The 18,508-nt window shown below is 63.4% G+C and carries 16 protein-coding genes; 10 read left to right on the forward strand and 6 right to left on the reverse strand.

Translation table 11 applies throughout. The features are described 5' to 3' along the window. Nucleotides 1–150: 150 nt before the first annotated feature. Nucleotides 151–1,587 carry an aldehyde dehydrogenase family protein gene (locus AAF563_03045; protein ID MEM7120226.1) on the reverse strand — a complete coding sequence of 479 codons (1,437 nt, stop codon included), beginning with the start codon at nt 1,585–1,587 and terminating at the stop codon, nt 151–153. Between the two features lie 642 nt (nt 1,588–2,229). On the opposite strand from AAF563_03045, the gene AAF563_03050 reads away from it, so the two are divergent. The 5 genes from AAF563_03050 (at nt 2,230) to AAF563_03070 (ending at nt 8,208) form a co-directional block, all read left to right on the forward strand. Next, on the forward strand, nt 2,230–2,742 hold the full coding sequence (locus tag AAF563_03050; GenBank protein MEM7120227.1) for a plastocyanin/azurin family copper-binding protein: 513 nt from the start codon (nt 2,230–2,232) through the stop codon (nt 2,740–2,742). 88 nt (nt 2,743–2,830) lie between these two features. After that, nucleotides 2,831–3,916: a cytochrome c peroxidase gene (locus AAF563_03055; protein ID MEM7120228.1), complete on the forward strand. Its 1,086-nt coding sequence runs from the start codon at nt 2,831–2,833 to the stop codon at nt 3,914–3,916. A gap of 9 nt (nt 3,917–3,925) precedes the next feature. Beyond that, the gene (locus tag AAF563_03060; GenBank protein ID MEM7120229.1) at nt 3,926–5,035 is read left to right on the forward strand and encodes a cytochrome c peroxidase; all 1,110 of its coding nucleotides are present in this window, start codon (nt 3,926–3,928) and stop codon (nt 5,033–5,035) included. Then, entirely contained in the window at nt 5,032–5,550 is a 519-nt protein-coding gene (locus AAF563_03065; GenBank protein ID MEM7120230.1) for a Rieske 2Fe-2S domain-containing protein, read from the forward strand. Before AAF563_03060 ends, AAF563_03065 begins: the two co-directional genes overlap by 4 nt. 3 nt (nt 5,551–5,553) lie before the next feature. After that, entirely contained in the window at nt 5,554–8,208 is a 2,655-nt protein-coding gene (locus AAF563_03070; GenBank protein MEM7120231.1) for an arsenate reductase (azurin) large subunit, read from the forward strand. Nucleotides 8,209–8,283: 75 nt separating this feature from the next. Here AAF563_03070 and AAF563_03075 read toward each other — a convergent pair whose 3' ends face one another. The 3 genes from AAF563_03075 to AAF563_03085 form a co-directional block, all read right to left on the reverse strand. Continuing rightward, a complete protein-coding gene (locus tag AAF563_03075) occupies nt 8,284–8,556 on the reverse strand; it encodes a DUF1971 domain-containing protein (GenBank protein MEM7120232.1) in 273 nt (90 codons plus the stop codon). Nucleotides 8,557–8,571: 15 nt separating this feature from the next. Continuing rightward, complete coding sequence (locus tag AAF563_03080) at nt 8,572–8,874, reverse strand: pentapeptide repeat-containing protein (GenBank protein MEM7120233.1); 303 nt, start codon at nt 8,872–8,874, stop codon at nt 8,572–8,574. A gap of 280 nt (nt 8,875–9,154) precedes the next feature. Beyond that, nucleotides 9,155–10,057 (reverse strand): LysR family transcriptional regulator, encoded by a 903-nt coding sequence (locus tag AAF563_03085; protein ID MEM7120234.1) that lies wholly within the window; start codon nt 10,055–10,057, stop codon nt 9,155–9,157. 213 nt (nt 10,058–10,270) lie between these two features. Between AAF563_03085 and ilvD the strand changes: the two genes are divergently transcribed. Further along, nucleotides 10,271–11,995 (forward strand): dihydroxy-acid dehydratase, encoded by a 1,725-nt coding sequence (gene ilvD, locus AAF563_03090; protein MEM7120235.1) that lies wholly within the window; start codon nt 10,271–10,273, stop codon nt 11,993–11,995. Nucleotides 11,996–12,025: 30 nt separating this feature from the next. Here the strand turns inward: ilvD and bfr are convergent, their stop codons facing one another. Next, entirely contained in the window at nt 12,026–12,496 is a 471-nt protein-coding gene (bfr, locus tag AAF563_03095; GenBank protein MEM7120236.1) for a bacterioferritin, read from the reverse strand. 455 nt (nt 12,497–12,951) lie between these two features. Here bfr and AAF563_03100 point away from each other — a divergent pair, with 455 nt between their 5' ends. The 4 genes from AAF563_03100 to AAF563_03115 all read left to right on the forward strand — a co-directional run bounded on the left by AAF563_03100 (nt 12,952) and on the right by AAF563_03115 (nt 17,092). After that, nucleotides 12,952–13,692 carry an aspartyl/asparaginyl beta-hydroxylase domain-containing protein gene (locus AAF563_03100; protein MEM7120237.1) on the forward strand — a complete coding sequence of 247 codons (741 nt, stop codon included), beginning with the start codon at nt 12,952–12,954 and terminating at the stop codon, nt 13,690–13,692. A gap of 315 nt (nt 13,693–14,007) precedes the next feature. Further along, nucleotides 14,008–14,898: a GAF domain-containing protein gene (locus tag AAF563_03105; GenBank protein ID MEM7120238.1), complete on the forward strand. Its 891-nt coding sequence runs from the start codon at nt 14,008–14,010 to the stop codon at nt 14,896–14,898. Nucleotides 14,899–15,059: 161 nt separating this feature from the next. Then, nucleotides 15,060–16,583 carry an aldehyde dehydrogenase gene (adh, locus tag AAF563_03110; protein ID MEM7120239.1) on the forward strand — a complete coding sequence of 508 codons (1,524 nt, stop codon included), beginning with the start codon at nt 15,060–15,062 and terminating at the stop codon, nt 16,581–16,583. 116 nt (nt 16,584–16,699) lie between these two features. Then, the gene (locus AAF563_03115; protein MEM7120240.1) at nt 16,700–17,092 is read left to right on the forward strand and encodes a DUF779 domain-containing protein; all 393 of its coding nucleotides are present in this window, start codon (nt 16,700–16,702) and stop codon (nt 17,090–17,092) included. Between the two features lie 112 nt (nt 17,093–17,204). Here the strand turns inward: AAF563_03115 and AAF563_03120 are convergent, their stop codons facing one another. Then, on the reverse strand, nt 17,205–18,407 hold the full coding sequence (locus tag AAF563_03120; GenBank protein MEM7120241.1) for an NAD-dependent formate dehydrogenase: 1,203 nt from the start codon (nt 18,405–18,407) through the stop codon (nt 17,205–17,207). Between the last annotated feature and the right edge of the window lie 101 nt (nt 18,408–18,508).

Below are 18,508 nucleotides of genomic sequence, written 5' to 3' on the forward strand. Positions count from 1 at the left end.
CCCCCCCCCCGCCCCCCCCCCGCCCGCCGCCCCCTCTCGTTCCGGCCCCTCCCGCTGGGGCGCCCCCTCACGTTTCCCCCCCGCCCGCTCGGCGGGCGGGGGCCCCCCCGCGGGGCCCGCGGCCCCCCCACGACCCGATCATCTGCCGTCCTAGGCGGCTTCGTCGCCCATAACGGCCTTGATCTCGACAAAGTCGTCGAAGCCGAACGAGCCGAACTCGCGGCCGTTACCCGATTGTTTGTAGCCACCGAAAGGTGCTGCAAGGTCCTCCGGTGCGCCGTTAATGTGCACCATGCCGGTGCGCAGACGACGCGCGACCCGACCGGCACGCTCCGCGTTGCCCGATGAGACATAGCTTGACAGACCGTATGGTGTGTCGTTCGCGATGCGAATGGCATCGTCTTCGTCTTTGTAGCCGATGATAGCCAACACGGGTCCGAAGACTTCCTCGCGCGCGATGGTCATGTCATTGGTGACATTGCCGAACACCGTCGGCGAGACGAAGTAACCCCGGTTGAGATGCGCTGGCCGGTCGGGCCCGCCGCATACCAAGGTAGCGCCTTCGTCGATGCCTTCTTGGATCAGCTTCATCACCTTGCCGTACTGCGTGTCGTACGCGATGGGACCAAGGTTTGTGCTCTCGGCCGTGGGGTCGCCCACCACCTGTGTCGCGGCAGCATCGCCCGCGACTTTCATCGCCTCGTCCATTTTATCTTGCGGCACCAGCATGCGGGTCGGCGCGTTGCAGGATTGACCGGTGTTATAGAAACAGGCCAGCGCGCCTTCGTTCACGGCCGCCGGGAAGTCCGCATCATCCAGGATGATGTTGGGCGACTTGCCACCGAGTTCCTGTGTTACGCGTTTGACCGATGGCGCGGCATTGCGAGCGACGTCGACGCCCGCACGCGTGGATCCAGTGAACGAGATCATGTCGATATCGGGATGGGATGCCATATAGGCGCCGACGGTCGGGCCGTCACCATCGATGAGATTGTAGACGCCCTTGGGGACGCCTGCTTCCTCGAGAATCTCCGCCAGAATGTGGGACGACAACGGCGCGATCTCCGACGGTTTGTGGACGACCGTGCATCCGACCGCGAGCGCGGGACCCAACTTGGCGGCAATCTGATTGATCGGCCAGTTCCACGGCGTGATGAAGCCGCACACGCCGATCGGTTCCTTATAGACAACGGTCGCATTATTGACCGCCTCCTCGAACGCATAGGACCGAAGCGTCGCCAATGTCTGCTCAAAGTGCCCGACGCCCGAAGGAGTTTGGGCTTCCTGCGACACGCTGTGAGGCGCACCCATCTCTGCCGTGATCGCCTTTGCCACGTCGTCAAACCGGCGCTTGTAGATATCGACAATGCGCTCCAGCAAGCCGGTTCGCTCCTCCAACGTGGACTGCGAGAATGTCTCAAAGGCAGCCCTCGCCGCGGCGACGGCCTGGTCCACGTCTTTGTCGCTGCCGAGCGATATCTGACCGACGCTCTCTTCGGTTGCCGGGTTGATCACGTCAAGCGCCCCGGCACCACCGACTGGATCGACCCACGCGCCGTTCACGTAGAACTTTCTGAAATCGTACATAGATCCTCCTCAAGTGACGTCCCATGACAGAGGACGTTGCCCCTTGTTTGGTGCGGCCGTGACGGCCTGGCTGACCTGCCAGCACGAAGACTGATCTTGGCCGTCAACACATCGGGGGCGAGCGAGTGTCTGGCCATACGATGTCCCGCCAACGGCTCTCGATCACCGCCAGCAAGACTCGAGTGATATTGCAACTCATTCGCATTCTTGACTAGACTTTTCGTAGCCGATTTGAGCTGGCCGGTCAGGGACGACTTGTCGCTCGTCGACGCGCGAAGAGATCGCGTGGTCGCAATGCGCCAAGAAATCGCCGTGCCGCAGGTCCACGACCCCCAACGCTGTCCCGGTGACCTTCGGTCTCGTGGGCGCACGCGCGGTGGTCCGCACCAACGCGTTCACGCTTATCTGGTGAACACCTCTCGGGCGGCCCTCTAGTCACCGGTTGCGGTTCGACATCGACCAGTCTGGCGATAGCCTTCCCCGGTCCGATGGCTGCACCAATCAACGCCGGACTGATTCCACGGTCTTCGTTGCCACCTATTGCCGGGGCGCCACAAGCTTGCGCACATCATCGTTTGATACTTGAGGCGGGGTCACGATTGATCTGGATCATGATGCGGCGGAAGTACCGGCGCTACCGTCTTGGATGAACGTGAAGATCGCGATGACAGCATCGAGGACGGCATGCGCATCACCCTTACATTGGCTGTTCTTTTAGCGGTGTCTGTCTTGGCCCCGGCAAGAGCAGACACCGTCGTCGACGTGGTGGTCGAACAGACCACCGATGTCATGGCGCTTTCGGCGCATGAGATGTTCCGGTTCGAGCCCCAGCTGGTCCGCATCAAGCCGGGCGACAGTGTGACGTTTCGTAACTCGATGGCCGACCACACCGTGCACAGCATCCCTGAGATCTGGCCGGAGGATGCCGAAGAAGTGCACATCAGCCATCAGCCAGAGGTGCAGGTCACGCTCGATCAAGCGGGTGTCTACGGCATCACCTGTGCACGTCACGGCCAGTACGGCATGGTCATGTTGATCCTGGTGGGCGAACCCGACCTGGAACCGGCCGAGGCGCGCATTGACGAGACCAGGCTGACGCCAGACGCCAAGAAAGAGATGCAGTCCCTGTTCGACGCTGCGCGTGCCGCCGACTAAGACCAATCATTGCTCTGTTTGATCTGCCTCAACGCAGGGCTTGGGGCGTCGACCTAGGCTTGACTCGTTCCTGTCTCGGGAGACCTGGATGCGCCTGAGCCTGCTCTTGGTCATAGCGACCCTTACTGGCATGTCCGTGGTGCTGGCGACAGCGGCGGATGAGGGTTTTGCGCCGCTGCCCGAGGCCCTGGAAGTCGACCAGGCGAAGGCGGAACTTGGCAGCTACCTGTTCTTCGATCCGCGCCTGTCCGGCGATGTCGGCAAGTCCTGCGCCAGTTGTCACGATCCCGCGCAAGGGTGGGGTGACGGCTTGGCGATGTCCGAGGGTTACACCGGCACGCGTCACTTCCGGAACGCGCCGTCGCTGTTCAACGTGGCATGGAAGACGGCCTTGATGTGGGACGGCCGGCTGGACGGCGACGACCTGGCGACCGCGACGCGCGACATGATGACCGAGTCCCATACCATGAACATGGATAGCCGGCTGGCCCAGGAACGGCTGAAGCAAACGCCGGCCTATGTCGCCATGTTCGATGAGGCCTATGGCGACGCTCCCTATGGCGGGCGCATCTATGGCGCCATCGGCGAGTTCCTGAAGACCATCCGAACCGAGAACGCGCCGTTCGATCTCTACCTGCGTGGGGATGACGCGTCGCTGTCCGCCGCCGCACTCAGAGGCATGGATCTTTTTGCTGGCAAGGCCGGCTGTATCGCATGTCATACCGGTCCGCTTCTCTCCGACGGACAATGGCATGTCACCGGCGCGCCGGATCATCCGGAGCTGCAGTCTGAGCCGTTGCGTCAGATCACGATGCTGCGGCACTTCGCGATCCTGGGGACGCCGGGCTACATGAACCTCAGGCGCGACGCCGGCGGTTTTGCGGTGTCGAAGGTGGAAGACGACCGCCACGCCTTCGCAACGCCCTCGCTATGGGATGTCGGCCAGACCGCGCCTTACATGCACGCAGGCGTGTTCGACACACTGGATGCCGTGGTCGACTTCTATGACACGGGCGGCGGTGCCGATCAGCGCGCCGGCCTTGCGCCACTGGGGCTCTCGGATGCGGAGAAGGCTGACCTGGTCGCCTTTCTGGAAAGCCTGACTGGCGACGCGCCGGCTATAACGGCACCGGAACTACCGCGCTACGACATCATTCCCGTGGCGCAGGACTAGGGGGTGGCGATGAAAGTCCTCGCGATCGTCCTGGTTCTCGCGCTGGCGGCGACTGGCCTTGCCGTCGCCGAGAACTATCCGCCAATCGAGACGCTGCCGCCGCCGCCGGAACCGGCGGACAATCCGTCGACGCCGGCAAAGGTTGCGCTCGGCGAGAAGCTGTTCTGGGACGGCCGGCTCTCCGGCAACGGCTTCATGCCCTGCGCCGGCTGCCACATCCCAGAACTTGGATGGGGCGGCGGCACGCCCATCTCGATCGGCTATCCCGGCACGACACACTGGCGCAACAGCCAGACCGTCATCAATTCAGCCTATTACAACAAGTTCTTCTGGGAGGGCTCGGCGAGCTCTTTGGAGACCCAGGCCAAGGATGCCGCCAGCGGCGCCGTCGCCGGCAACGGCGACGGGTCGATGATGGAGATGCGCCTGCGTTTCGTGCCGGAATACGTCAGCGCGTTCCGCGACGTCTTCGGTACCGACTGGCCCCATATTGGGCAGGCCTGGATGGCGGTCGCCGCGTTCTCGCGCACCATCGTGACCGACGCCACGAAAGTGCCCTACGACCGCTATCTGGCCGGCGACGAAAGCGCGATGAGCGAGAGCGCCCTGCGCGGCATGGACCTCTTTCATGGCAAGGCCGGCTGCATTTCCTGCCACAACGGCGCGCTGGCCTCCGACCAGGGTTTCTACAACACGGGCGTGCCGACGCCAGCGGAGTTCTCCAGCCACCCGCTTTACCAGATCACCTTGCGCTGGGAGATCTACCAAAAGGGCGTGCCCGAGGAGGTCTATCACGCCGCCGAGGATGATCTGGGGCTTTACCACCGTACGAAGCGGCCCGAGGACATCGGCAAATTCCGCACACCCTCGCTGCGCGAACTGCTGTGGACCGGGCCCTACATGCATAACGGCGCGTTTTCCACGCTGGCGGAGGTCGTCGACTTTTATGACGCCGGTGGCGGTGATGGCCAGACGGCGGACTTGGTGCCGCTGGGTCTGGCGGCCGAGGACAAAGCTGATCTCGTCGTGTTCTTGGAGGCGCTTTCCATGGACGAACCGCTGGTCCTGCCCGAGCCCGACGTGCCGGAGACCGAAGGTTGGGAGGCGTTCGCACCATGACATCGCAAGGACCCTGCGTGAGCCGCCGCGAGGCATTGATCCTGGGTGGCAGCGCGGTCGCCGTGCTGGCCTTCCTTGGTCACGGCGCCAGCGCCCAGGAACTCGTCAAGTCCGACTACCCGCGCAAGGTCATCGCGCGGCTGTCCGATCTGGTGCCCGGCGAGGCGCTGAGCTTCACCTATCCGACCGACGACAACGAGAACCTGCTGGTCAGGTTGGGCGAGGAAGCCGGCGGCGGCATCGGCGCGGACCGCAACATCGTCGCGTTCAACACGATCTGTCCGCACATGGGCGGCTACATGGACGCCACCACCTACAAACCCGCGCACGCCGCGCTCGGCCCCTGCCCGCTGCACCTGACGACGTTCGATCTCTCGCGCCACGGCATGGTGATCTCCGGCCACGCCACCGCGAGCCTGCCGCAAATCGTGCTGGAACTGGACGGCGACAAGATTGTCGCGACCGGCGTCATGGGCTTGTTCTACGGCTACAGCCGCAACCCGACGGAGGCCTGAGCCATGCGCCAGCTTGCCGACCATGTGCCCCTGCCGCCGGCCCATGCCGAGGTCCTGACGACGGCATGCAGCTACTGCATTGTCGCCTGCGGCTACAAGATCTACCGCTGGCCGGTCGGCCAGGAGGGCGGGCCGGAAGCCGCCAACAACGTCTTCAATGTCGACTTCCCGACGTTCGGCGTGCCGTGGGTGTCGCCCAGCCAGCACAAGATCGGGTTTCATCAGGGCCGGCCCCATCACTTCGTCGTGCTGCCCGATCAAGACGCCGAGGTCGTCAACCCCGGCGGCAACCATTCGATCCGCGGCGGCACCCTGGCGCAGAAGATCTTCCATCCCGACAGCCCGACCGGCGACCGGCTGCAGCAGCCGACGATCCGGGTCAACAGCGAGCTCCAGCCGGTCAGCTGGGATCTGGCAATCGACGTGATGGCCCAGGTCTCCCGGCATGTCCTGCGCCAGCACGGCGAACACGCCTGGGGCATGAAGACCTATTCCTACGAGTTCTTCGAGAACACCTACGCGATCCGCAAGCTGGTCGACCGCGCGGTCGCCACGCCCGTCTATGCGCCCCACGACAAGCCGCAGAACGCCGAAGACGCCGCCGGCCTGGACGATGCCGGCGTCAATTCCTTCTCGGCCAGCTTCGAGGATTGGGGCGCCTGCGACGTCGCCTTCATGTCCGGCGTCGACCCATACGAAACCAAGACGGTGCTGTTCACCGAATGGATGATGTGGGGCGAAAACCCGGACAAGAGAATGATCTTCGTCACCCCACACCGCACCATGGGCGTCGAATGGGGTCTCCAGAACGGTGGCCTGTGGCTGCCGATTATTCCCGGCACCGACACGGTGCTGCACCTGGCGCTGGCCAAGATCGTCATCGACAACGGCTGGCAGGATCAGGACTTCCTCGACAACTGGGTGAACTCCCGCTTCGAGATCGAAAGCGGTTACGGCCGCGGCACGCGCAACACCCGCTGGCAATGGCGCACCACCTGGGGGCGCTGGCAATCGGACTGGGAGGACTATCAGGACTTCATCGCCGGCGAACCAGCGGCCGAGCTCAATGCCGCCGCCGAGATCACCGGGATCGAGGCCGACCTGATCGTCAGGACCGCCGAGCTGCTCGCCAAGCCGCGCGACGACGGATCGCGGCCCAAGACCAGCTTCATGCTGGAGAAAGGCAACTACTGGTCCAACAACTATATGAACACCGCGTCCCTGGCCGCGCTCGGCCTGATCTGCGGCGCCGGCAACCGCAAGGGTCGCGTCATCAGCCGCGGCGGCGGCCACCAGCGCGGCGGCATGTCGCCGGGCGGCGGCAAGGGCTGGCTGAGCCCCGAAAAACACCCGGGCCGGCGCAAGAAGGCGCTGAACGTCGACCGCTGGGTGATGGACGGCCACGTGCGCTTCATGTGGGTCATCGGCAGCACCTGGTTTCCGGCCATGTTGGCGAGCCATCATCTGGCCAGCCGTGTCGAGGAGCTGACCGCCGGCAATCCGCACCAGCCCGAAAACCTGGATCGCGACCACCTGATCGAGACATACAAGGCGCGTGCCGAAAGCGGCGGCATGGTGCTGGTCAACAGCGACATTTATCCCGTCGACCCGCTCAACACGGATTACGCCGATATCGTTCTGCCGGCCTCATGCTGGGGCGAGGATGACACCACCCGCTGCAACGCCGAGCGGCGGTTGAGGCTTTATTCCAAGTTCAACGATGCGCCGGGCGAGGCCAAGCCCGACTGGTGGGCGATCGGTCAGTTCGCGCAGAAGATGGGTTTCGCCGGCTTCGATTGGCCCGACAGCAACGCTATCTTCGAGGAGGCGTCGCGGTTCTCGCGCGGCGGCGTCTTGAGCTATCACGTGCTCGCCGAAGCCGCCCGTGCCGAGGGTCGGCGCGGCCACGACAAGCTGCGCGATTACGGCACCACCGGTATCCAGACGCCCGTGCGCCTGCGCGACGGCGAGCTCGTCGGCACCAAGCGTCTGCACGATCCCGATAACGACTGGGGCGAAGTAGAGGGCGCGACCTTTGACCAGAAGTGGCTCTATGGCTTCGGCACCCACACCGGCAAGGCCAACCTGTTGAAGACGCCGTGGAACAACAACGGCTGGACCGACTTTTACGAGGCCATCAAGCCGCGTCCCGAGAAGGGCGAGATCTGGGTCACCAATGGCCGGGTCAACGAGCAGTGGCAGTCCGGCTTCGACGACGTGCGCAAACCCCTGCTGCGAGACCGCTGGCCCCACCCGCCGATCTTCATCCACCCCGACGACGCGGCACCGGAGGGCATCGAGTCCGGCGATTTCGTCGACGTCGTCAACGATGCGGTCTACGTGCAGGAGGGTTCACCGATCGGGGTGGAGCCCGACGATCTCAGTTTCACCAGTCTTCTGGAGCGCGGCCATATCCGGGTGACCGAGGCGCGGTTCCAGGCCGTCGCCATCGTGTCGGACGAGATGCGCCCGGGCGTCGCCAAGTCGACGTTTGCGAGCCCCCAGGCGATGGCGAACGCCGTCTGTCACGCCGTCCCGGATCCGGTCAGCGGCAACTACCGCTACAAGCTCGGGCGCGGCGCGCTCAAGCGGATTGGCCCGAGCCCCTACAAGTCCGGGTTCGCGCAGATGTCCCTCAAACCCCGCCCGATCGTCTGAACACGCTGCCGGATACATCTTAGTTGGACGAACCGTGGGCGCTGGACACGACGCGGTCGGCGGGGCGGAACTGGTCTAGCGCCAGAACTCCACATAGAAACTGACCGGTCCTTCCGGCGCGATGTGATGGGGCACCTCCGGCTCGACGATACCGTCGAGGTCGGTGCTCAGCACGACCTCCTCGTGGCGGGACGGGATGACGTAGCGCAAGCGTCCGGACGTCACATGAACGACTCCCCAGACGCCAGCGGCCGTCTTGTGATCGCGCAGCAGACCCGCAGGTACCGTCGCTTCGGTGAAGGTCGACGTCCGTTTGTAGGCGGTGAGACCATCCGGTAGCGATTTCATCAAAGCAAGGCCCCTCTAGGCGCCGGACTGCGCGCGATAGGCCGACAGCAGTTCGGCGACGTTGATGCCATCGATGGTCATGCCGTCAAGGTGGCAGTCCTTTATCGCGGCGCCGGAGAGATTGGCATTCTGGATCACTGCGCCCGACAGATTGACGTCGTTGACCTGCCAGCCCGACATGTTGCTGTCGTTGAAGCGGGCGCCGGAGAAGTTGATCTGGTTGAAGTTCGTGCTTGAGAGGTTGGCGTCGTTGAAACGCGATTTCGATAGGTCGGCGTCGTTCACATCCAGTGTTTCTGTCACGCGATGGAGCTGCATGCGGCATCCCTTTCCAGGCTTGTTGGTCGCGGCCCCGTTCGACGGACGCCCATCCGCGTCCGTTATTAACAAGATGGTATCGCAGACGGCAGCGGACCAGGGGAATGTCATCACCAGACGACCTTGCCCCCGTTACGCCGGCGGCATCGACACCGTGATTCGACACCTCAACGGTTCGCGACGTCGCTGTCCAATCTCGATCGCACAGACGATCGATACGCGATGGCAATCGATGCCACGCGCGCCGCGAGGACAGACCATGGACCTGACACCGGCGCTGTCAGCCCTTCCAGGCAACAGCCGTAGCCTTTGCCATGTCGACGAATTGCCCGACGGCGGGCAGCGTGTCGTCGCGCCAAGCGATCGCGGTCTGGAAAGGCGGCGGCGTCGGCGTAATTGCACGATAGACGACGCCCGTGCGCCGCAGGTTGCGCATGCAGGCCGGTACGATCGCCAGGCCAAGACCGGCCGAGACCAAGCTGATGATGGTCTGCATCTGCACGGCCGTCTGGACGATACGCAGCCTTAAGCCTGAGGCACGCGCGAATGCCATGACCAGATCAAAATAGCCCGGCGCGCTCTCGCGCTTGAAGAAGACGAACGGCAACGCTTCCAAACGCGCGACATCGATCGCGTCGGCTTCCTCGGCCAACGGGTGCGATTCCGGGATGGCGAGAACAAGATCCTCGTTGAGCAGCGAGGCGCTTTTGAGATTTCCCAGAGGCGATGTCGGCACCAGAAGGCCGATGTCGAGTTCGCCACGAGCGAACGCCTCGATCTGCGTATCGGTGGTCATTTCCAGGAGGATCAACTCGATGCGCGGATAGGTCTCACGAAACCGGCGCAGCAGCACCGGCAGCAGACTGTAGTCGGCGGTGCTGACAAAGCCGATTCGCAGCCGCCCGGCCTGCCCCATGCCGGTCAGGCGCGTGATCTCAGCGGCGCGCTCGAGATCGGAGAGAATACGTTTGGCCTCATCGAGCAGAACCGCGCCGGCCGGCGTCAACGTCACGCGCCGGCTGGTGCGAACGAAGAGCTGCGTCTCCAACTCCTCCTCAAGGCGCTTGATCTGCGCCGTTAGTGGCGGCTGGGTCATGCCCAGGCGTTCAGCGGCCTGACCGAAATGCAGGGTCTCGGCGACGGCCACAAAGAACCTCAGGCGTCTGCTGTCCAGGGGTCGCATTGTTCTTGTGCCTGCTATGTCATCTCGGTGGCCGCGATCGTTGAAGGACCGCAGAGTAAACTCAAAGACGGATCAATATTAACCCTATTAATATGCTAATCGTATTGATTGGTCTTTCCATCGGGATTGGACCGTCTGTCTGGCGATCGTTATGCAGGCGTCAAGTTGCGGCGGCGAACCGCCGTACCCCATGAACTGTTGAGGCTGCCCGACGTGACCAGTAACGCATTTCCAAAGTCATCGCTGCCCAGCCGGCACGTTACCGAAGGACCGCACCGCGCACCCAACCGCGCCTATCTGCACGCGATCGGCCTGACCGACGAGGATCTTGCCAAGCCGATCGTTGCCGTGGCGACAACGTGGAACGACGCCGCGCCTTGCAACATCCGCCTGGTCGCCCAAGCCCAGGTCGTCAAGAAAGGCGTCCTGCTGGGCGGCGGCACGCCGCGCGAGTTCACGGCAGCGTCGGTAACCGATGGCATCGCCATGGGCACGCCCGGCATGCGCGCCTCGTTGCCCAGTCGCGACAGCATCGCCGACAGCGTCGAGCTCGCCATGCGCGGCCACTGTTACGACGCACTGGTGGGCCTGGCCGGCTGCGACAAGACGCTGCCCGGCATGATGATGGCGATGCTGCGCCTCAACGTGCCGTCCGTCTTTCTTTACGGTGGTTCTATCCTCCCCGGCCGGTTCGAGGACCGTGACGTCACGATCGTCGACGTGTTCGAGGCAGTCGGCCGCTACGACGCCGGCACACTGGACGACGACCGGCTGGCGCGCCTGACTCACGTTGCGTGCCCTAACGCGGGCGCGTGCGGCGGCCAATTCACCGCCAACACCATGGCCTGCGTCGCGGAGGCCATCGGCCTAGCGGTCGGCGGTTCGTCTGGCCCGCCGGCCGCTTTTGACAGCCGCGAAGCCTTTGCGCAGCGGGCTGGCCAGGTTGTCATGGACATGATTCACGACGGTTTGCGCCCACGCGACATTTGCACCCGCGCCGCTTTCGAGAACGCCGCGACGGTGGTCGCCGCCACCGGCGGCTCGACCAATGCCGGCCTGCATCTGCCGGCGATGGCGCACGAGGCCGGCATCGCGTTCGATCTTGACGACGTCTGCCGCATTTTCAGGCGCACGCCCTATATCGCCGACCTGAAGCCCGGCGGCCGCTATGTGGCGAGGGATCTGTTCGACATCGGCGGCGTGCCCGTGGTGATGCGCACGCTGTTAGACGCCGGCTATCTGGACGGTGACTGCCTGACCGTGACCGGGCACACCATCGCGGAGACTCTGGAAGGCGTGGTTTTCCCAGACGGCCAGGATGTGGTCCGCCCGGCCGCTGATCCGATCACGCCAACAGGCGGGGTGGTCGGCCTGAAAGGCAACCTGGCGCCCGACGGTGCCATCGTGAAGGTGGCCGGCTTGAAGAACACCAGCCACCGCGGCCCAGCGCGCGTCTTCGACCGCGAAGAGGATTGTTTCGAAGCGGTGAGACAACGCCGTTACGAGATCGGCGACGTCCTGGTGATCCGCTATGAGGGCCCAAGGGGCGGCCCCGGCATGCGCGAAATGCTGGCGACGACAGCCGCGCTTTACGGGCAGGGCGCCGGCGAGACGGTCGCGCTGATCACCGACGGCCGTTTCTCAGGCGCGACCAGAGGCTTTTGCATTGGCCATGTCGGTCCCGAAGCAGCCGTCGGCGGACCGATCGCCTTGGTCGAAGACGGCGACATCATCACGATCGACGCCAAAGCTGGCGTTCTCCACCTGGAGGTGGGCGAGACCGAGTTGGAGCGCCGCCGCCGCTCGTGGACCGCAAAGTCTCCACCAGCACCGAGCGGCGCGATCTGGAAGTACGCCCAAGAAGTCGGTCCGGCCCATCTGGGCGCGGTCACGCATCCAGGTGCCGCCGCCGAGCAGATTGCCTATGCCGATGAGTAAGCGCGCGGTATTGCGCGCGCGATCGTCGCGTCAGCCGGCTTGCGACTGGGTGTAATTCTTCAGCCCGATCTTCTCGATCAGTCCAAGTTGGATCTCAAGCCAGTAGGCGTGATCTTCTTCGGTGTCCTTGAGGAGTTCCAACAGGATCTGGCGGCTGACAAAGTCGCTCTGGGATTCGCAGATGGCGATGGCCGACTTTAGCTCGCCCTGGACCATAATTTCGTACTCCAGGTCGCTCTTGAGCATCGACACGACATCATCGCCGATTTTGAGCGGCGCGCGCGAGGCGACATCGGGCATTCCTTCTAGCATGAGGATACGTTCGACCAGCCGCGAGGCATGCTCGAGTTCCTCCTCCTGCTCATGTTTCATTCGCTCATAGAGAGCATCCAGCCCCCAATCATGAAACATGCGGGAGTGAATGAAGTACTGATCCGCCGCGCTCATTTCGTGGGTCAACAGGCGATTGAGCACATCGAGTACCTTCTTATTGCCTTTCATGGACCGACTGGCCTCCTACACCTCTGGGAATTCGTTCGACTTGTCTCATGGCAAGTTTGTCGGTCGTGAACGTAAGTGGCGGAAACCAAGAAATCAAGAAAAAGTTCAATAAAATCAACTAGTTGACAATGAAACTCATTCTTAGATTCCCGGTGAAACCTGGGCTTGGATCGCTGTCGCCCTTGCCAACGCCGTGGTGACCTGGTTTTCGCGGAACCCACGGCATCCATTGGCATGTCATCGGCTGCGAAACGGGGTCGTCCGACCGCCGACGTACCGCAGAAAGCCGGTGCCGGGTTGACTTCGGTGGCGATTCCACAAGGTAAAATGATATGTCATAAACACGGTCGGAGTCGGCCGGATGACTCACAGGCAAACGGGCAGTGTCGGCGAGGGATCAGGTGACACAGCAGATTAGCCAGCAGAAGCTAAAAACCGAGGGCATCGAGGATACGATGTCCAGCCCCAGCTTTATGGCCCGGACCGTGCAGCGGTTGGTGGGCGCGGCCGAGCATCTCAATCTCCGGTACTCAACCGTCGGCAACCCGCCGGTCTATGACAAGCGGACATTCCCCTGGGCAGAGGAGATAGAAGCCGAGTGGGACCTGATCCAGTCGGAGCTGAACCAGGTGCTGGTGCGCAAGGGCGAGCTGCCGGCCTTCCACGAAGTCGCCTCGGCGGTGCGTTCTATTTCCTCCGACAACAACTGGAAGACCTTCTTGTTGTGTGGTTATGGCATCCATTCCGAGGCGGCGGCCCAACAGTGTCCGGAGACATGGCGCATCCTTCAAAAGATCCCCGGTCTGCAGTCCGCCATGTTCTCGATATTCGAGCCCGGCAAACATCTGCCGGCCCATCGCGGTCCCTATAACGGGGTGCTGCGCTTCCATCTGGGACTGATCGTGCCCGACGAACCCGAAAAGATCGGCATCCGGGTCGATGATCAGATCTGCCACTGGAAGGAAGGCGAGGCTCTGATCTTCGATGACGCCTATGAGCATGAGGCCTGGAACCACTCCGACGAGGTGCGGGTCGTCCTGTTCGTCGACTTCGTCAAGCCGACACGGTTCCCCGCCAGCCTGTTAAACAAAGCGGTCCTGAAACTGTCATTCTTCACACCGTTCATCCAGGAGGGCTACAAGGCCCACAAGGCCTGGGAGAAGATGTTCTACGGCGAGGGTCAGCACCATCGCTGAGGGCCAGGTCTGACCGCCGCTGCGCGGTCCCTGCCGCCGAGTGGCGGTCCGCCGCTCAGATCGCCAATCCGGCCATCGAAAACCGAATCGAACCGCAAAGGGAGCATAGCGCTGCCGGCGAACATGGCGCGGCAGCCGGCTTCATCGGCTGTTTACGGGCACTTGCGGCGAGCTATTGATGCGCGCGCGATTAGGGATTAACAATGATAATCATTCGCATTTGCAGCAGCAACGGACCTGGAATATCGGGAGATGGGTGCCCACGCGGAGCATGTTCGAGGTATCGCCCTTTCGCGTTCAGCGTCGGGTCGATGTTTGCTGGCTGCCTCATGGGCACGCTCCCTGAAACACTACGGCCTGACGCCCGACGCATCCCAGGAAACCGCCCGGCTTGACACACCGGCGCTTGATCGAAGCCGAGACGCGTTCGGCGCCATGCTGGGCGTGTCGACACCGGTAATGAACCGACTTCACGCCTGCCTCGGCTTGGCCGGATGCGGTGTGTTGCTGAGCGACGCCAACGGCGTCGTCTTGGAGCAGCGAACGCCGGCCGGTGACGGCCAGACTTTCGAATCCGCTGGCCTTTGCAGCGGAGCCGTCTGGTCGGAAGCGTGCGAAGGCACCAATGGGATCGGCACATCGATCGCCGAGGAGCGTGCGGTGACCGTGTTCCGGGACCAACACTTTCGCGACCGCAACACGATCATGAGCTGCATGGGTGCGCCGGTGTTCGACGAATGCGGACGCCTTGCCGCCATCCTCGACGTGTCATCGTGCCGCGCCGATATGAACCACGCCTTGGCCACCATTATCGCACAGATGGTCGCCGAGGCAGCCCGGCAGATCGAGGCCGATCACTTCCAGAGCGTCTTTTCCCAGCAACGTATCTTGCGCGGCGTGGGCGACGGGCAGAACGGCGCCGTCCTGCTTGCTGTCGATGCCGATGATCTCGTGGTGGGCGCTACGCGCGGCGCCCGAAAGGCTTACGGCCTGAAGGACATCGCCCTGGACTCGCCGCGTCCGACCGACGAGATCCTCGGCGATGCGCAGCGCCGCGGTGTCGGCCTGGATAGCGCGGAACGGCGCGAGTTGAGGCGCGCGATTGCCCGGTCCAACGGCAACATGTCGGCCGCCGCCCGGATGCTCGGCATCAGCCGCGCCACCCTTTACCGCCGTGCCGATCGCCTGGGTGTGACCAGGTCCTAAGCAATCACCGCGGCACCCGCGATCAAAAAAGCTGCGGTTCTGTCTCAGCCGCGAGACAAGTCCACGCATATCGTTGTCCGCCCGGCTTTGCCGCGACCTTGCCGGAAGCCACCCTGCCCCAAACGTCTCAGCAATCGAGATGACAACCAGGAGGGCATGGGATGCCAGACACGATTCCGCTTACCACCCAGTTGAGTGCGTCACCGTTCAAGGAAAGCTACGACAACTTCATCGGCGGCAAGTTCGTCGCGCCGGTGAACGGACGCTATTTCGACAACACATCGCCGGTAAACGGCAAAGTCCTGTGCAAGATCGCGCGCTCCGACGACAAGGATATCGAGGTGGCGCTCGATGCCGCCCATGCCGCCGCCGATGCCTGGGGCCGCACCTCACCGGCCGAGCGTGCGTTGATCCTGAATCGCATCGCCGACCGGATCGAGGACAACCTGGAGCTCTTGGCGACCTGCGAGACCTGGGACAACGGCAAGCCGATCCGCGAATCCATGGCGGCCGATCTACCGCTGGCGGTCGATCACTTCCGTTACTTCGCCGCCTGCATCCGCACCCAGGAAGGCACCATCAGCGAAATCGACGAAGACACCGTCGCCTACCACTTCGACGAACCGCTGGGCGTTGTCGGCCAGATTATTCCGTGGAACTTCCCGCTTTTGATGGCGGTCTGGAAGCTTGCGCCGGCGCTCGCCGCGGGCAATTGCGTCGTCATCAAACCGGCCGAGCAGACGCCGGCCACCATCATGGTGTTCGCGGAGCTGATAAGCGACCTGCTCCCCGAGGGCGTGGTCAACATCGTCAACGGCTTCGGCCTTGAGGCCGGCAAGCCGTTGGCGTCGAGCCCGCGGATCGCCAAGATCGCCTTTACCGGTGAGACCACGACCGGGCGCATGATCATGCAGTACGCGTCGGAAAACCTGATTCCGGTGACGCTGGAGCTGGGCGGCAAGTCGCCGAACATCTTCTTCGAAGACGTCATGCGCGAGGACGACGATTTCCTGGATAAGGCGATCGAGGGTTTCGTCATGTTCGCGCTGAACCAGGGCGAAGTCTGCACCTGCCCGTCGCGCGCCCTGATCCACGAGAACATCTATGACGCCTTCATGGCGCGCGCCATGAAGCGCGTCGATGCAATCAAACTGGGCAATCCCCTGGATCCCCAGACCATGGTCGGCGCCCAGGCCTCCTCGGAGCAGCAGGAAAAGATCCTGTCCTACTTCGATATTGGCCGACAGGAAGGTGCTGAGTTCCTGGTCGGTGGCCAGGCGGCCGATCCCGGCGGCGAACTCTCCGATGGCTACTACATCGAGCCGACAGTCATGAAAGGCCATAACAAGATGCGGGTCTTTCAGGAGGAGATCTTCGGCCCTGTCGTCTCCGTCACCACCTTCAAGGATGACGCCGACGCGCTGCATATCGCCAACGACACGCTCTATGGCCTGGGTGCGGGCGTGTGGAGCCGCGACGCCAACACCTGCTACCGCTTCGGCCGCGCCATCAAGGCCGGTCGCGTGTGGACCAACTGCTATCACGCCTACCCCGCCCACGCGGCGTTCGGCGGTTACAAGCAGTCGGGTGTCGGACGCGAGAACCACTCGATGATGCTGTCGCACTACCAGCACACCAAGAACATGCTGGTCAGCTACGCGCCCCAGAAGCTCGGTTTCTTCTAAACCGCGCTTCTCGGCATCGCCCAAAGCCCCGGCGTGGTCGTCAAGGCCGCGCCGGGGTATGTCTTGAGGACGGAAGATCGATCCAACAGCGCCATGCTGAACGGGAACCACAAGTCATGACCGAAGCAACCATGGATACGGCCCGGGTCCGGGCGACGCCGGCGGCCCTGGAACTCATCGCGGAGATCCGCGAGGACCATCCCGACATCCTGTTTCACCAATCCGGCGGCTGCTGCGACGGATCAAGCCCGATGTGCTATCCGACCAGTGACTTCAAGGTCGGCGAACGCGACGTCAAGCTGGGCGAGATCGACGGCGTGCCCGTCTTCATCTCCGCCAGCCAGTTCGAGGCGTGGAAGCACACCCAGCTCATTCTCGACGTTGTGCCGGGACGCGGCGGCATGTTCTCCTTGGACAATGGCCGGGAAAAGCGCTTCCTGACGCGCTCGCGGCTGTTCGAGCCGGAGGAACTGGCGACGTTGAACGACGAGACGAAAGCGTCGGCCTGATCGCGCGCCGAAAGACCGGCCGCCCACCGGCCTGGTCCCCCCTCGAAAGCTCATTTGGTTCGTGGCTGGCGGCGCGCGCCGCGGTGCCCCGCCAGCCAGAACCCAATCTAGGTCACGCGGCGGAGTACTCGACCGCCGCCTCGGAGCCGCCGGTCGCGTTGCCCTCGCTATAGGACTTCGCGCCGACGCCCGCCAGCTTGCCACCGTCGACGATCAGATACTCGTCGCGGATCGGCCGACCTTCGAACCAGCACTCCAGGATCTCACGCACGCCCGAGGCATAGCGCGCCTGCGCCGAGAGCGACGTGCCGGAGATATGCGGGGTCATGCCGTGGTGGGGCATGGTGCGCCAGGGATGGCCGCGCTCCGCCGGCTGCGGGAACCAGACATCGCCGGCATAGCCCGCGATCTGGCCACTCTCCAAGGCATCGACGATGGCCTGGCGGTCGCAGATCTTGCCGCGCGCGGTGTTCACGATATAGCTGCCGCGCTTCATCTTCGACAGCATGTCGGCATCGAACAGATGCTCGGTCTCGGGATGCAGCGGGCAGTTGATGGTGACGACGTCGCACAGCTTGACCATGTCCTCGACTGTGTCATGCCAGGTCAGGTTCAACTCCTGCTCGACCTCCTTGGGCAGCCGATGCCGGTCGACGTAATGCAGGTGGACGTCGAACGGCTTCAGGCGCCGCAGCACGGCCAGACCGATGCGCCCGGCGGCCACGGTGCCGACATGCATGCCTTCCAGGTCATAGGACCGCGCAACGCAATCGGCGATGTTCCAGCCGCCCTTGGTGACCCACTGGTAGGACGGGATGTAGTTTCGGACCAGGCTTAGGATCTGCATCACGACGTGTTCGGAGACGCTGATCGAGTTGGAGAACGTCACCTCGGCGACAGTGACGTCATTCTTGATCGCGGCATCCAGGTCGACATGGTCCGACCCGATCCCGGCCGTGATGGCGAGCTTCAGATTGGGCGCCTTGGCGATCCGTTCTGCAGTCAGATAGGCGGGCCAGAACGGCTGCGATATGACGATGTCGGCATCGACGATCTCTTTGTCGAGCACCGAGTCAGCGCCGTCCTTGCTAGTCGTGACGACCATGGTGTGGCCGTTCGATTCCAGATAGTTGCGCAGGCCGAGCTCGCCGCTGACGCTGCCCAGCAGCTCGCCGGGCGTGAAGTCTATGGCGCTGGGTGTTGGCGCGGTCTGCCCATCCGGATAACTCATGATTTCCGGCACGGAGTCGCGCGCATAGCTGGTTGGATAGCCGTCTTCGGGATCGTCGTAGAGAACGCAAACCACTTTCGCCATGATATCTCACTCCGCGTGCTTGAGGGACCATCCGGCGCTCCTGTCGCGAGCGGCCGGACGAACCTGCGCACTTCGTCACAAGCCCGGAGTTGCGTCCAATC

The sequence above is a fragment of the Pseudomonadota bacterium genome, from assembly GCA_039028155.1.
In the GTDB taxonomy this organism is placed as follows: domain Bacteria; phylum Pseudomonadota; class Alphaproteobacteria; order SP197; family SP197; genus JANQGO01.

Excerpts from the sequence above, each read along its gene's own strand:
- AAF563_03045 (MEM7120226.1), bottom strand. The coding sequence starts at position 1,587 with ATGTACGATTTCAGAAAGTTCTACGTGAACGGCGCGTGGGTCGATCCA.
- AAF563_03055 (MEM7120228.1), top strand. The coding sequence starts at position 2,831 with ATGCGCCTGAGCCTGCTCTTGGTCATAGCGACCCTTACTGGCATGTCC.
- AAF563_03060 (MEM7120229.1), top strand. The coding sequence starts at position 3,926 with ATGAAAGTCCTCGCGATCGTCCTGGTTCTCGCGCTGGCGGCGACTGGC.
- AAF563_03065 (MEM7120230.1), top strand. The coding sequence starts at position 5,032 with ATGACATCGCAAGGACCCTGCGTGAGCCGCCGCGAGGCATTGATCCTG.
- AAF563_03070 (MEM7120231.1), top strand. The coding sequence starts at position 5,554 with ATGCGCCAGCTTGCCGACCATGTGCCCCTGCCGCCGGCCCATGCCGAG.
- AAF563_03075 (MEM7120232.1), bottom strand. The coding sequence starts at position 8,556 with ATGAAATCGCTACCGGATGGTCTCACCGCCTACAAACGGACGTCGACC.
- AAF563_03080 (MEM7120233.1), bottom strand. The coding sequence starts at position 8,874 with ATGCAGCTCCATCGCGTGACAGAAACACTGGATGTGAACGACGCCGAC.
- AAF563_03085 (MEM7120234.1), bottom strand. The coding sequence starts at position 10,057 with ATGCGACCCCTGGACAGCAGACGCCTGAGGTTCTTTGTGGCCGTCGCC.
- bfr (MEM7120236.1), bottom strand. The coding sequence starts at position 12,496 with ATGAAAGGCAATAAGAAGGTACTCGATGTGCTCAATCGCCTGTTGACC.
- AAF563_03100 (MEM7120237.1), top strand. The coding sequence starts at position 12,952 with ATGTCCAGCCCCAGCTTTATGGCCCGGACCGTGCAGCGGTTGGTGGGC.
- adh (MEM7120239.1), top strand. The coding sequence starts at position 15,060 with ATGCCAGACACGATTCCGCTTACCACCCAGTTGAGTGCGTCACCGTTC.
- AAF563_03115 (MEM7120240.1), top strand. The coding sequence starts at position 16,700 with ATGACCGAAGCAACCATGGATACGGCCCGGGTCCGGGCGACGCCGGCG.
- AAF563_03120 (MEM7120241.1), bottom strand. The coding sequence starts at position 18,407 with ATGGCGAAAGTGGTTTGCGTTCTCTACGACGATCCCGAAGACGGCTAT.